This is a genomic window from Mesorhizobium sp. RSR380A, from assembly GCF_054719385.1.
Map to the genome: position 1 here is coordinate 640,844 of NZ_JBTTIB010000001.1, position 12,620 is coordinate 653,463.

Here is a 12,620-nt window from a genome sequence, read left to right on the forward strand (position 1 = left end):
CGCCTTAGCCGTCGATCTTCAACACGAAAGGCGTACCCTCAAAAGCATCGGCGCCGCGTCCGATCGCCTCGATCGCTTCGATCATGCGGCCTTGTCGTGAGAGCAGAGCATCCGCGACGGCGATCAACCGTGGATTGGGTGTCGCCGAGGGCGAAAGCTTCCGCAATGTCTGCGCAAGTTCGACTTCGTCGCGCTTCGGGGCGAGCGCCGCCGCAATGATATAGGCCGAGGCGGTCGAGCGGCTGATGCCGGCATAGCAATGGACGACCATGGGTTTGGCGCGGTCCCATTTCCGGGCGAAATCGAGCAGATTGCGCACATGGCCTTCGCCGGGCATGGTCATGCCGTCCTGCGCCACCGCGATGTCGTGCATGACCAGATGCAGGTGGTTTTCCCTCGCGATTGAGGCCGGCCGCGTCACCTCGGTGCCGGCAGCGAGCAGCGACAGCACGCGCTCGGCGCCGCTTTTGGCCACCGTCTCCTCAAGCTTTGCCAGCGAACAGATATGGATCATGGCGCGATCTCCTTCGACCCATCGTCGCGCCGTGCGTGCCAGTCGGCAAGCGCCGATTCGAGCCGCTGCCATTCCTCCTGACTTCCAGGCAGCCCCGCGCGGAGCACCTGGGGACGCTCGGAAAAATGCCTGAGCAATATGCCGCGCTCACCGAGCGTCGAAAACAGCCCCGGTGCATCGGCAAGCCGGAGATAGCGAAACAGCGTCGTGCCGCCGGCGACAGCAACGCCAAAGCGCGAAAGCAGCGCATCGAGCCGCGCCGCATCCTGCGCCAGCCGCCGCCGCATGTCGGCCTGCCAGCCGCTGTCGGCAAGCGCGCGGATGCCGTATTCGAGCGCTGGGCCGGCGACCGCCCAAGGGCCGAATTGCGTTTCAAGCCTTTCGACCGTCACCGCATCGGAAAGTGCGAAGCCGAGCCGCAGGCCGGCGAGACCGAAGAACTTGCCAAACGAGCGCAGCACGACGATGCCGCCCCACCCGACATCGCCGGCCAGGCTTTCCGCGTGCGGGCCGACATCCATGAAGGCTTCGTCGACGACCAGCAGACCGCCTATGGCGCGCAATGTCTCGGCAAGCCGAAGCAGCCTTTCCCGCGACACGACTCGCCCGTCGGGATTGTTGGGATTGACGACGATCGCAATTTCGGCTCCGGCAAGCGCCTCGAAATCGTCGACTTCCGCCACCGCATGGCCGGCAATCGCGGCGGCCCTGGCATGCTCGGCATAGGTCGGCCCGAGCACCAGCGCCTTGCCGGGGCTGACCAGCGAGGCGACGCGCGGCAGCAGGATCTGCGTGCCCGGGGCGACCGCCACATTCTCGGCCGAAGGCGCGCCATAGGCGCCGGCCGCGACCCTGGCCAGCTCACGCAGGCGCGCGGCCTCCGGCAATCGTGACAGGGCGGTGGCGGGCAGCTCGAAAAGCGGGTAGGAGTGCGGATTGATACCTGTCGAGAGATCGACGAAAGGTTGTGGCGCGTGAGGGAAGAGCGCCCTCGCCCGGCCAAGGGATCCACCGTGATCCACCACAGTAATCGCTCCATCAGAAAGCTTCATGTCGATCCTGATCGCTTTCCTGTCGCTGGCCATCGAACGCATCCTGGGTTACCCGGACTGGCTGTTCCGTGCCGTCGGCCATCCCGTCACCTGGTTCGGCAGGCTGATAGCCTTTCTCGACCACAGGCTCAACCGCGACACTGATTCCGACGCGCTGCGTCGCCGCCGCGGCGTGCAGGCGCTGCTGGTGATCGTGCTGGTGCCGGCGGCAATCGCCTTCATCGTGCAAATCCTGCTCTGGCAGCTCTTTCCTGCCGGCATGATCATCACGGCAATCCTGGCCTCGTCGCTGCTGTCGCAAAAGAGCCTTACCGAACATGTCGAGGCGGTGGCCGATTCGCTGGATACCGGCGGGCTGGCGCTCGGCCGCATCGCGGTTGCGCGCATCGTCGGCCGCGATCCCGAGAAGCTCGACCATGCCGGCGTCAGCCGCGCCGCCATCGAAAGCCTGGCCGAGAATTTCTCCGACGGCATCGTTGCGCCCGCCTTCTGGACAGGTGTCTGCGGTCTGGCCGGCGGCGTCGCCTACAAGGCCGCCAACACCGCCGATTCGATGATCGGCCACCGCACCCCGCACCACGAGGCCTTCGGCCGCGCGGCGGCACTCTTCGACGACTGGATCAACCTGCCGGCGTCCCGGCTGACCGCGTTGCTGATCGTTGCCGCCGCCTTTCTCGTTGACGGCGCCGATCCCCGCAACGCCTGGCAAGCAGTGCGGCGCGACGCCAAAAAGCACCGCTCACCCAATGCCGGTTGGCCGGAAGCAGCAATGGCCGGCGCACTCGGCCTGGCGCTCGCCGGCCCGCGCAGCTATGGCGGCGTTGTCGTCGAGGACGCCTATATGGGCGAAGGCGGCCGCCGCGAGGCCGACAGCACCGACATCCGGCGGGCGCTGAAACTTTACCAGATAGCAGACTATCTGCTGATCGCGCTGTTTGGATTGCTCTCCGCGGTCGTCATCTACCTGGATGTTTTGATCTCGCAGTAGATGCGCCGCCTGACTCACCAAGAGACACGGACTTCCTTGGCGTTTGAATCCACCGCCGCGCCAAATCTTTTGATCGCGTAACCGCCGGCGGCCACTGCCGAGGATTTCAGCACAGGCTCAATCACAAGGAAAAGCTTCTCGGCGTCTGGCCCGTACAGATAGAGGGTGCATTTGCCCTCGCCAAACTCGTCGCCATCAAATTCGCCGACATGCGCATTCGAAACAGCTTGTTCCAACCGATCCTCCAGAACTTGGACCGATTGCCGCTCTTCCGGCGCCCCGAACTGACCGCCGCTCAGAAGAAGATAGACAATTACCGCTTGTTCCAACGGTCATCTCCCGAAGTTAGACCCTCAAAACTCGATTCCCTGCTGCGCCTTAACGCCTGCGGAAAAATGGTGTTTGGTCACGCCCATCTCGGTGACGAGGTCGGCCGCCTCGACCAGCGCCGGCTTGGCATTGCGGCCGGTGACGACGACATGCAGGCCTTCGCGCCGCGCCTTCAGCGCCGCCACCACTCTGTCGAGATCGAGATAGTCGTAACGCAGCGCGATGTTCAGTTCGTCCAGCACGACAAGGCTGACAGAGGGGTCGGCGATCAGCTCCAGCGCCTTGGCCCAGGCGGCTTCGGCCGCCGCAATGTCGCGCTTCAGATCCTGCGTCTCCCAGGTGAAACCCTCGCCCATCGTGTGCCAGACGACACGGTCGCCGAACGCCGCGAAGGCGTCCTTTTCGCCGGTGTGCCATTTGCCCTTGATGAACTGGACGACGCCGACGCGCTTGCCATAGCCGAGCATGCGCAGCGCCAGCCCGAAGGCGGCCGTGGTCTTGCCCTTGCCGGGTCCGGTGTTGACGATCAGCAGCCCCTTCTCGACCGTCTTTTCCGCGACCTCGGCGTCCTGCACCGCCTTGCGTTTGGCCATCTTGGCGCGGTGGCGTTCTTCGTCTTTTGCGTCGATATCGGTCATCATTTCACCTTGAGCGGCAGCCCCGCCACCATCAGTAGCACCGTATCGGCAACCGCCGCGACCTGCTGGTTGAGACGGCCGGCGGCATCACGAAACCGGCGTGCGAGCGCATTGTCGGGCACGATGCCTTGCCCGACTTCGTTCGAGACAACGAGCCAGGGCCCGCGCGGCCGCGACAGCATGTCGGCTAGCCGCCGGCATTCCGCCTCGAGATCATGGTCGGAAAGCATATGATTGGTCAGCCACAGCGTCAGGCAATCGACGAGCACCGGCTGGTTGTCGGGCAAGGCTTCGAGCGCTCCGACAAGATCGAGCGGCGCGTCGATGGTCGCCCAGCCTTCGCCGCGCCGCGAGCGATGCAGCGCGATGCGCTCGCGCATCTCATCGTCATAGGCTTCGGCGGTGGCGATATAGGCCCATGGCGGCGGCAACGCCGTCGCCAGGGTTTCGGCATGCGCGCTCTTGCCGGAGCGCGCACCGCCGATGATAAAGGTCAAACTGCGATCAGGCAAAGCTGTCGCGCAGGCTGGTCGCCGAGCCGGTGAAGCGTTCGCGCACCACGCCAATGACGGCGCCGAGCACCAACCAGAACACCAGATTGGTCACCGTCACCGCCACCACGAACTGGTGATGCAGGCCTTCGGGGATCGGCGTCTCGAAACTGTCGGGCTGCGGCGCGCCGACAATATGCGGGGCGACGATCAGAACGACGGCAAGGACGGTCAGCGGCGCCGAGGTGCGGAAGGCGATCAAGGCAAGGCCAATGGCAGTCGCCACAACCGTCGCCACCCACCAGATTTGGCGCTGCATGAGATCGGCCGCCGGCATTGCCGGCAGTTCCGGCGGCAGGCCGAGGCCCGGAGCCAGCGTGAATACGGCAAAGCCGGCCAGACCCCAGAACACCCCCTGGCGCCAGTTGCCGATGCCGCCGGCGAATTCGGAGACCGCCACCAGGACCAGCGCGAAACCGATACCGGTGACGATATTGGCCAGCACGCTGAAGGCGAATCGCTCGAAGCCGTCGGCCGGCGCCCAGCCTTCGTCCTCCGCTGGCGCGGCAGCTTCAGCCGGTGCGGGTGCTGCGCTGCTCACGGCATTTTCCGCCGGCGCGGCGGTGCTCATGGCATTGGTGTCCGCAGCGTTGGCGGCGGGCGCCGCGGCATGCTCATGCTCATGGCCGCCACCAGCCTTTTGGTAGACCTCGGCCTTGAGGATCAGCGGCACGGTGGCGTGGGCCTGCATGCAGGCGAGAGCGACACCCGCCACGAGCCCTGCGATCGCCGCGATGAACACGACGTTGCGAAACAGGTTCATGATGTCAGATCCTCGTCAGTGGCAGGGAAACGCCATCGAATGGCGATAGTCGTGCGCCGCATTGTGGACCGCATCGATATGCGAGAAACCGACAACGCCGACGACGAAAATGCCCAGAAACGCGCTAAGCACGAGCTGCATGAAGCGCGACTGCGAGGAGACGGAAGCGCCGAGGGAGACGGAAGCGGTATTCATATCTTGTCCTTTCGCCCTCCACCCGAGGGCATCGAAGTCAGTTCCCTGTCGCCGGCAGGTCTCCTGGCTCGCGGATCAGCGCCCTTCCCCACCTTCCCGAGGAAAAAATCCTCAGTGGCTTGGAGAGGACTACCGCACACAGTTGCGGGGGCAGCCACGGCATTGGGCAACAAGTCAGCCCTCACCGCATTCCCTCTTGGTCCCTAACGGAACCGACGACATGCATGACTATAGGCTGAAACGGCCGCATCCGGCAAACCAAATTCCGCCGGCCAACAGCGCGAATGCGCCATGCGGCGTTACGGGTTCAACGCGGTGATCCGCTCGGCAACCAGCCGCTGCAGCCGCCACAGATGGCGATCGTGAATGCCGCGCTCTTCAAGGTTTTTCACCGTGTTGTAGAGATAGTCGGCGCCCGACCCCCAGTGCCCGCAGGACGTTGCCAGCCTTTCGACGACCTTGCCCTCGTCGAGCGGCCCTGAATAGGTCAGGCCGTTGCGGTTGATGACGAAGGCCAATGCCCTGAGCGGTCCGGCCTCGCTTGCAAGCTTCAGCATGCGCGGCCGGTAGCTTGTCGGCTTCAGCGTGACTTCGCGCCGGAAAAGCCGGCCCAACTGCCCGCGCCGGTTACTTTCGGTCAGCCGGAAGGCGACGCCCTTGCATTGTCCGCCACGGTCCAGCGCCATCATCAGGCCGGGGCTGTCCTTGGTGCCGCGCCAGCGCGTCATGTTCATGCAAAAGGACCGATGCCAGCCGCGCGCCAGCGCAACGCGGTCCTCGACATAATCTATTTCCGGTTTCCAGATCAGCGATCCATAGCCGAACAGCCATAGCGGTTCGCTATCCGGGAGTTCGACCTGCAATTCATCCAGCAGCGCGTCATAGTCGGCGTCATCGAGATGCATCGCGTCCGGATCCGGCCCGGGGTCCCTGATCTCGCGCCAGCAGCGCGCGACCAGCTCCGGCGTAAGCGACATCTGTCGTGCGGCCAATTTCCGAATCCCCCCAATTTCCGAATGTCCCATGTCCACGACATGATTATGCGCCGCGCCTGCAACCGGCAATGCGGCACTCTGATTGACAAACTATCTGCCGGGGTGTCGGCTGACGCTTCATAGGAAGCCAGCCATGCATCCCAACCCGAGCGAGCGCGACCCCTATAACGGCCTGAGCCGGGCCGAACCGACGCTACCGTCATCGGCCTATTGGGATAGCGAGGCTTACCAGCGCGATCTCGACGCCATCTGGTACAAAAGCTGGCTGCTCGTCTGCCGCGAGGCCGATCTTGCCCAGCCTTTGGCATTCAGGACATTCCGCGTTGGCACACAGGAAATCGTCGTGCTCCGCGACGACACCGGCGAGTTGCGCGCCTTCCACAACACCTGCCGGCATCGCGGCTCGCAGCTTTGCCAGGAAAGCGAGGGCCGGCTGAAAGCGCGGCTCATCACTTGCCCCTACCATGCCTGGTCCTACTCGCTGCGCGGCGATCTCGTGCGCGTTCCCTCGAAATCGCTGCCAGATGGTTTCGACAAGGCAGATCATCCGCTCTACCGGGTGGCGCTGTCGGTATGGCGCGGCTTTGTCTTTGTGAACCTTCAGCAGGCTGCGGCCGGCTCCGCCGGGACCTCCTTCGATCCCGCATCCGGCGACCTCGCCAACTGGCCGCTGGAAACTCTGGTATCAGGCCATGTCCTGCGCAAGGTGATGAACTGCAACTGGAAGATCTTCTGGGAGAACTTCAACGAGTGCCTGCATTGCCCAGGCGTCCACAAGGACCTGTCTCGGCTGGTGCCGATATACGGCCGCGGCCTGATGAGCCGGCACGACGACCCCGACTGGGTCCGCCATGCCGACAATGACGCACCGGAGTTTTCGGGTGGCCTGCGCGCCGGCGCCGAGACCTGGTCGCGCGACGGACATGCCCATGGCCCGGTCTTCCCGGGCCTGACGCCGGCCGAGCGTGCGGCCGGACAGACCTATGCCACCAGCCTGCCCTCGATGTTCATCGTTGGCCATGTCGATTATGTCAGGACGGTGCGACTGATGCCGCTCGGTCCCGAACAGACCGAACTCACCGCCGAGTGGCTGTTCGCGCCCGAGGCGCTGGCTGAGACGGACATCGACAATGTCGTCGCCTTCGGCACCCAGGTGCTGGAGGAGGATGCCGCGATCTGCGAGATCAATCAGAAAAGGCCTGCGCTCGATGCGCCACCAGGCCGGCGTGCTAATGCCGGAGGAGTACGATCTGCACCGCTTCCACAACTGGGTGCGCGAGCGGCATGCAGCGCTTGAGGCAACCGCCTGATCGGCGACTAAAGCGACTTCGGCAGATAGCGCCAGGAGATAAAGCCGCAAACCGCGGCCAGAATGCCCAGCGTCACGAACACCGAGCCGAGGCCGAAAAACGCCAGCACCACCGAATAGACCAGCGGCGGCGTCAGCTCGGAAAAGTCGAGATAGGTGCGGTAGACCGCGGCCATCTGCGCCCGCTCATAGGACCGCACCGAGCGCATGAAGGCGGTCGAGCCCAGTGCATCGAGCGCGATGGTGAAGAAGGCGCCGCAGAGCAGGAAAAAGCCCGTAAGCAGCGGCGCGGTAGTGCCGACCGCGCCCGCCGCAAGCAGCGTCGCCGACATCGCGAAATAGGCGAAGGTCATGGTGCGCCGGCCGCCGAAGCGTTTTCCCGCTTTGCCCCAGAAGATCGCCATAAACAACAGCGCATTGCCGGCCGAAACCAGCAGGCCGCCGGCAAGCTTGCCCTCGCCGGTAATCACCATGAACAGCGGCCCGTAGACGAAGAACGTCGTCCAGAAGCAGGAGCGGCCGAAGGCGATCAGCCAGGCCAGCCTGAGCCTGGGTTGTGCTACGAAGCGGCCGATATTGGCCAGCGGATTGGCCGGCCGTGTCTTGCCCGGCCGGATCGACCGGTTGTCGCCCAGCCTGTAGGTCCAGAACAGCGCCAGCAAGGCCAACGCAAACACCGCGACCGCGCCATGCGCGGCATAGATGCCGTACCGTGTGTAGAGGAAGATGCCGAGTGTCGGCCCGCCGGTCCAGGCCAGCATCGACCACGCCATGCGCAGCGATTCGGCCTGCATGAAATCGGTCTTGCGGATGTGGTCCATGATGTAGAGGTTGAGCGTGATCGACAGGGCGCTCGCCCCCATCACGCGGCACAGCATGCCTGCCAGTTGCCCGGCAAGCGTGTGGGTGACGAAGAACAGCGAGCCCATCGCCAGCAGGCAGGCGCCGGCGGTATAGACCCAGCGCCGGTCAAACCTGCGGATCAGCATCGGCATGAACAAGGTCACCGACAGGCCGAGCAGCGCCACGATGGTGTAGAGGATCGAGACGATCTGCTCGTTGTGCAGAATCTCATAAGCCTGGATCGGGATGACGCTCGACACCGTGGCACGGGCGAAGGATTCGACCGCATAGAGCGAGGCAAAGGTGCGCGCATCCGCCGGACGCAGGGCTGGCAGCCAGATCGGATGGCGCACATGGGTGGACATTTGATCCCCAAATCAGACTCGCAGCCCAAATCTGCGCTGGCGCTTCCTCCGCCGGTAACAGGAAACCGACCCCTTCCCGGCAAAAAGCGAATTCGGCCAAAGGCTTTCCGGCTCTGGCCTAAAGCGCCGCGCGATGCAGCCGCACGGCGCGACCCGGAGCGTAGAGGGCGGCCTTCTTTTGTCCGGTGCAACCGTGATAGTCGTCTTTGGGGCTGAATCAGATCGCGAGACCATGAGCATCCATACCGCACCCCCTGGAGATCAACTGAAGCGAGATCAACCGAAGCGCATCGTCGCCATCGATGTCGTACGCGGCATCGCGCTGATCGCCATGGCGAGCTACCACTTCACCTGGGATCTCGAAAATTTCCACTACACCGATCCCGGCCTCACCGCCGTCGGCTGGTGGAAGATCTATGCGCGCTGCATCGCCTCGACCTTCCTGTTCCTGGTCGGCGTCAGCCTGTTTCTCGCGCATGGCAGGCAGATCCGCTGGACCGGCTTCTGGAAACGTTTTGCCATGGTCGCCGTCGCGGCCGCCGCTATATCGGCGGTCACGTACTTCATCACGCCGGACAGCTTCATCTTCTTCGGCATCCTGCATCAGATCGCGCTGGCCAGCCTGCTCGGCCTTTTGTTCTTGCGGCTGCCGTCCTTGCTGGCGCTTGTCGTGGCGGCGGTGGTGATCGCCGGGCCGATCTATTTCCGATCCGAAGCCTTCGATCATCCGGCGCTGTGGTGGGTCGGCCTGTCGGCGATCAACCCGCGCTCCAACGATTACGTGCCGCTGTTTCCCTGGTTCGGCGCCGTGCTTCTCGGCATCGCCGCGGCAAAGTCTGCGTCCACCACCGGCCTGCTGGCGCGGCTGGCCACGCTGGGATCAGGAAGCTGGACCAGGCCGCTCACCTTCATCGGCCGCCACAGCCTGGCTTTCTATCTGATCCACCAGCCGCTGCTGTTCGGCTGCGTCTGGCTGTTCTCGCAGATCGCGCCGGCGCCGGTCGAGACACGGGAAGTAGTCTTCCTCAAGGAATGCCAGGTATCCTGCGAACAGCAGCGCGACACGGAGTTCTGCACCAGCTATTGTGTGTGCATGCTGGACACGCTGCAAAGCGAAGCGGCATTCGACCGGCTCTACAATGGTGACCAGACCCCGGAGTTCAAAGCGCATCTCGGTGAACTCGCCGGCATCTGCACCGCAAGGACGGAGGAGAGTCCGATGACGCAGGGAGGGCAACAATGACCGACAAGCTCACAAAACCCGGGCTGGCAAAACCCGATCTACCGAGACCACGGCTGATCCCATGGCCGCCGCTGATCTACATCGCCGCCATTGCCATCAGCATCGCGCTCGGCCTGTTCTATCCCCTGCCCTGGATCGGCGACCTCTTGGGCGACCTTTTGTTTGCCGCCGGCTTTGTGGTGCTGTTTGCCGTCGCAGCCCTCTGGTTCACCGCTATCCGCACCATGATCGGGGCCAAAACGACGATGAACCCCAATGGCGTGCCGGATCATCTGGTGACGTCCGGCCCGTTCGGCGTGACGCGCAACCCGATGTATCTGGCCAACACGCTGCTTTTGATCGGCGTCGCCTTCGTCTCGGGGATCGTATGGTTCCTGCCGCTGGCTTTGATCGCGGCATTTGCAACGCAGAAGGTCGCCATCGAGAGCGAGGAGAAGGTGCTGTTCGCCAAATTCGGCAAGAAGTACCGCGACTATACGAAGCGGGTGCGCCGGTGGATTTGAGGCGGGTGTGATCGCTGGCAGGGTTCGCATGCCTTGGCGACTAGCCGAACGCCCATCTCTTCATCATCCACGGGCGGAGTAAGGAGCGTAGCGACGCAGCACAGACCCGAGGATCCATGCCGGGACTCCAGAGCGTTGCTATGGTCCAGAATTCGCTACCGCTGCACTCCACGACCGATGTCACGGAATGGATTCTAGGGTCTCCGCGACGGAGCTTCGCTCCTGCTTCGCCCTAGAATGACGAAGTGCGGAAGGGCTCCGGCTAATCACGAACGTTTGCGACGGGCGCGCGCAAACGCTCGACGGTCCGCTCAGGTATTAACCCCCAGCTCCACCAGCCGCTCAACACATGACTCCTCAGCCTGGTCGAGCTCCGCCAGCGTCTCCTCGAGATCGCGGCGCTTCTGGCGCAAATCCTCGCGCTTCTCCTCGATGCGCTTGATCATCAGCTTGAGTTGACCGACCTCGCCGGGTGGTTCCTTGTACATCTGGATGATTTCGCGGATCTCGTTGATCGAGAAGCCGAGCCGTTTCCCGCGCATGATCTGGCGGATCAGATGCCGGTCAGATGGGCGAAACAGCCTTGTGCGGCCCCGCCGGACCGGTTGCACCAGCCCCTCGTCCTCGTAGAAGCGCAGCGTCCGCGTCGACACGTCGAATTCGCGGGTCAGTTCGGTGATCGAATAATATTCCCGCATCTTTGCTCCAAATGTCGGAACATCGGAAAACGCCCGGTCGCCCGGGATTTCCAACGCATTCCGATCAACCCCGTTCCAAGCCGGACTCGGCATGGAACCCCGCGCAAGCCTCGCACCACATTTACGTAAAAGTCAATTGAACCCGCAACGCCTCTTTCTCAAGGGATAGCGAACCACCAGGTGGCCAGCCCGAGGAAGGCAAAGAAGCCAACGACGTCGGTGACCGTAGTGACGAAAACCGCCGACGCCACCGCCGGGTCGATCTTGAACCGGTCGAGCAATAGCGGGATCAGGATACCGGCAAGGGCTGCCACGAACATATTGATGATCATCGCCGCCGCTATGATGCCGCCCAGATTGGGATCGCGGAACCAGACGGCCGCGACGATGCCGATCAGCACGGCGAAGATGATGCCGTTGATGGAACCCACGCCCATTTCGCGGCGGATGATGCGGCCGGCATTGTAGATGTCGAGGTCCCTGGTCGCCAGCGCGCGCACGGTGACGGTCATGGTCTGCGAACCGGCATTGCCGCCCATGCCGGCCACGATCGGCATCAGCACGGCCAGCGCCACGATGTGCTCGATGGTGCGGTCGAACAGCCCGATCACCGAAGCCGCGAGGAACGCCGTCAACAGGTTGACCAGCAGCCAGGGCACACGCGAGCGCGAGGTCGAAAGAATGCTGTCGGACAACTCTTCGTCGCCGACGCCGCCCATGCGCAGCAGATCTTCCTCGGCCTCCTGCTGGATGACGTCGACGACGTCGTCGATGGTCAGCACGCCGACCAGCCGCTCGTTCTCGTCGACCACGGCGGCGGACAGAAGATCGTATTGCTCGAAGTCCCGCGCCGCCTCTTCCTGGTCCATGGTGGCCGGAATGGCGTGCCTCGTCTCGTGCATCACGTCTCCGACCTTGGTCGTGCGCTTGGTGCGCAGGATCTGGTCGAGGTCGATGGCGCCGAGCAACTTGAAGCTTGGATCGATGACGAAGATCTGGCTGAAGCGCTCGGGCAGGTTCTTGTCTTCGCGCATGTAGTCGATGGTCTGGCCTATGGTCCAGAACGGCGGCACGGCGACAAACTCGGTCTGCATGCGGCGACCGGCCGTCTCTTCCGGGTAGTCGAGCGAGCGGCGCAGCCTGATCCGCTCGGTGAACGGCAACTGCGACAGGATCTCGTCCTGGTCTTCCTTTTCAAGGTCTTCGAGAATGTAGACCGCGTCGTCGGAATCGAGGTCCTGCATGCCCTGGGCAATTTGCTCATTGGGCATATTGTCGACGATATCGCGGCGGATCGCCTCGTCGACCTCGGTCAGCGACGAGAAGTCGAAATCGGCGCCGAGCAGTTCGACAAGGGCGCGACGCTGTTCGGGGTGCAGGGCCTCCAGCAGATCGCCAAGTTCCGACTGGTGCAGGTCGTCGACTTCGCGCTTCAGCGTCAGCGTATCGCGATCGGCGATCGCCGCCCCGATCTGGGCCAGGAATGATGACAGGACGGCGCCGTCCTCGCCATAGATGTCGGCGTGGGCATCGTCAGCGGCTTTGGCGCCGGTCTTCTGGTCGTCCTGGCGTTCCACCAGCGGCTCCCGCCATGGGAATTTCGGAAAAGGTGCCTGTCAGGTCTAGCGCGCAA

At 63.7% G+C, this 12,620-nt stretch carries 15 protein-coding genes and 1 riboswitch; of the genes, 4 read left to right on the top strand and 11 right to left on the bottom strand.

Features of this window, described 5'->3' with window-relative positions; genetic code table 11:
• Positions 1-4: 4 nt before the first annotated feature.
• The gene (locus ACYG9Z_RS03155; protein WP_023690280.1) at positions 5-514 is read right to left on the bottom strand and encodes a tyrosine phosphatase family protein; all 510 of its coding nucleotides are present in this window, start codon (positions 512-514) and stop codon (positions 5-7) included.
• Positions 511-1,566 (bottom strand): threonine-phosphate decarboxylase CobD, encoded by a 1,056-nt coding sequence (gene cobD / locus ACYG9Z_RS03160; protein ID WP_023733790.1) that lies wholly within the window; start codon positions 1,564-1,566, stop codon positions 511-513. The genes ACYG9Z_RS03155 and cobD overlap by 4 nt, the downstream gene beginning before the upstream one ends.
• Between cobD and cbiB the strand changes: the two genes are divergently transcribed.
• Entirely contained in the window at positions 1,565-2,554 is a 990-nt protein-coding gene (gene cbiB / locus ACYG9Z_RS03165) for an adenosylcobinamide-phosphate synthase CbiB (RefSeq protein ID WP_023733791.1), read from the top strand. The two genes, cobD and cbiB, sit on opposite strands and share 2 nt — an antisense overlap.
• A 14-nt stretch (positions 2,555-2,568) precedes the next feature.
• Here the strand turns inward: cbiB and ACYG9Z_RS03170 are convergent, their stop codons facing one another.
• The 6 genes from ACYG9Z_RS03170 to ACYG9Z_RS03195 all read right to left on the bottom strand — a co-directional run bounded on the left by ACYG9Z_RS03170 (position 2,569) and on the right by ACYG9Z_RS03195 (position 6,023).
• Positions 2,569-2,883 (bottom strand): hypothetical protein, encoded by a 315-nt coding sequence (locus ACYG9Z_RS03170; RefSeq protein ID WP_023670780.1) that lies wholly within the window; start codon positions 2,881-2,883, stop codon positions 2,569-2,571.
• 24 nt (positions 2,884-2,907) lie between these two features.
• A complete protein-coding gene (gene cobO, locus ACYG9Z_RS03175; RefSeq protein WP_023733792.1) occupies positions 2,908-3,522 on the bottom strand; it encodes a cob(I)yrinic acid a,c-diamide adenosyltransferase in 615 nt (204 codons plus the stop codon).
• Positions 3,522-4,034 carry a bifunctional adenosylcobinamide kinase/adenosylcobinamide-phosphate guanylyltransferase gene (gene cobU, locus ACYG9Z_RS03180; protein WP_023690284.1) on the bottom strand — a complete coding sequence of 171 codons (513 nt, stop codon included), beginning with the start codon at positions 4,032-4,034 and terminating at the stop codon, positions 3,522-3,524. Before cobU ends, cobO begins: the two co-directional genes overlap by 1 nt.
• Positions 4,027-4,836, bottom strand: a complete 810-nt coding sequence (locus ACYG9Z_RS03185) for a CbtA family protein (protein ID WP_023733793.1) — start codon at positions 4,834-4,836, stop codon at positions 4,027-4,029. The genes cobU and ACYG9Z_RS03185 overlap by 8 nt, the downstream gene beginning before the upstream one ends.
• 15 nt (positions 4,837-4,851) lie before the next feature.
• Positions 4,852-5,031 carry a CbtB domain-containing protein gene (locus tag ACYG9Z_RS03190; RefSeq protein ID WP_023670784.1) on the bottom strand — a complete coding sequence of 60 codons (180 nt, stop codon included), beginning with the start codon at positions 5,029-5,031 and terminating at the stop codon, positions 4,852-4,854.
• A 36-nt stretch (positions 5,032-5,067) separates the two neighbouring features.
• Positions 5,068-5,263: riboswitch (cobalamin riboswitch) on the bottom strand.
• A gap of 67 nt (positions 5,264-5,330) precedes the next feature.
• The gene (locus tag ACYG9Z_RS03195) at positions 5,331-6,023 is read right to left on the bottom strand and encodes a gamma-glutamylcyclotransferase (RefSeq protein ID WP_031203234.1); all 693 of its coding nucleotides are present in this window, start codon (positions 6,021-6,023) and stop codon (positions 5,331-5,333) included.
• Between the two features lie 136 nt (positions 6,024-6,159).
• Here ACYG9Z_RS03195 and ACYG9Z_RS03200 point away from each other — a divergent pair, with 136 nt between their 5' ends.
• The gene (locus ACYG9Z_RS03200) at positions 6,160-7,323 is read left to right on the top strand and encodes an aromatic ring-hydroxylating oxygenase subunit alpha (RefSeq protein WP_245259871.1); all 1,164 of its coding nucleotides are present in this window, start codon (positions 6,160-6,162) and stop codon (positions 7,321-7,323) included.
• A gap of 20 nt (positions 7,324-7,343) precedes the next feature.
• Here the strand turns inward: ACYG9Z_RS03200 and ACYG9Z_RS03205 are convergent, their stop codons facing one another.
• The gene (locus ACYG9Z_RS03205; RefSeq protein ID WP_023733795.1) at positions 7,344-8,543 is read right to left on the bottom strand and encodes an MFS transporter; all 1,200 of its coding nucleotides are present in this window, start codon (positions 8,541-8,543) and stop codon (positions 7,344-7,346) included.
• Positions 8,544-8,775: 232 nt separating this feature from the next.
• On the opposite strand from ACYG9Z_RS03205, the gene ACYG9Z_RS03210 reads away from it, so the two are divergent.
• Together ACYG9Z_RS03210 and ACYG9Z_RS03215 are read left to right on the top strand one after the other, a co-directional pair.
• Complete coding sequence (locus ACYG9Z_RS03210) at positions 8,776-9,786, top strand: heparan-alpha-glucosaminide N-acetyltransferase (RefSeq protein WP_023751632.1); 1,011 nt, start codon at positions 8,776-8,778, stop codon at positions 9,784-9,786.
• Positions 9,783-10,289, top strand: a complete 507-nt coding sequence (locus tag ACYG9Z_RS03215) for a methyltransferase family protein (protein WP_031244029.1) — start codon at positions 9,783-9,785, stop codon at positions 10,287-10,289. Before ACYG9Z_RS03210 ends, ACYG9Z_RS03215 begins: the two co-directional genes overlap by 4 nt.
• Positions 10,290-10,600: 311 nt before the next feature.
• Here the strand turns inward: ACYG9Z_RS03215 and ACYG9Z_RS03220 are convergent, their stop codons facing one another.
• Both ACYG9Z_RS03220 and mgtE read right to left on the bottom strand, forming a co-directional pair.
• Complete coding sequence (locus ACYG9Z_RS03220) at positions 10,601-10,987, bottom strand: MerR family transcriptional regulator (protein ID WP_006203215.1); 387 nt, start codon at positions 10,985-10,987, stop codon at positions 10,601-10,603.
• Between the two features lie 158 nt (positions 10,988-11,145).
• Positions 11,146-12,564, bottom strand: a complete 1,419-nt coding sequence (gene mgtE, locus ACYG9Z_RS03225) for a magnesium transporter (protein WP_023700365.1) — start codon at positions 12,562-12,564, stop codon at positions 11,146-11,148.
• Positions 12,565-12,620: the final 56 nt, after the last annotated feature.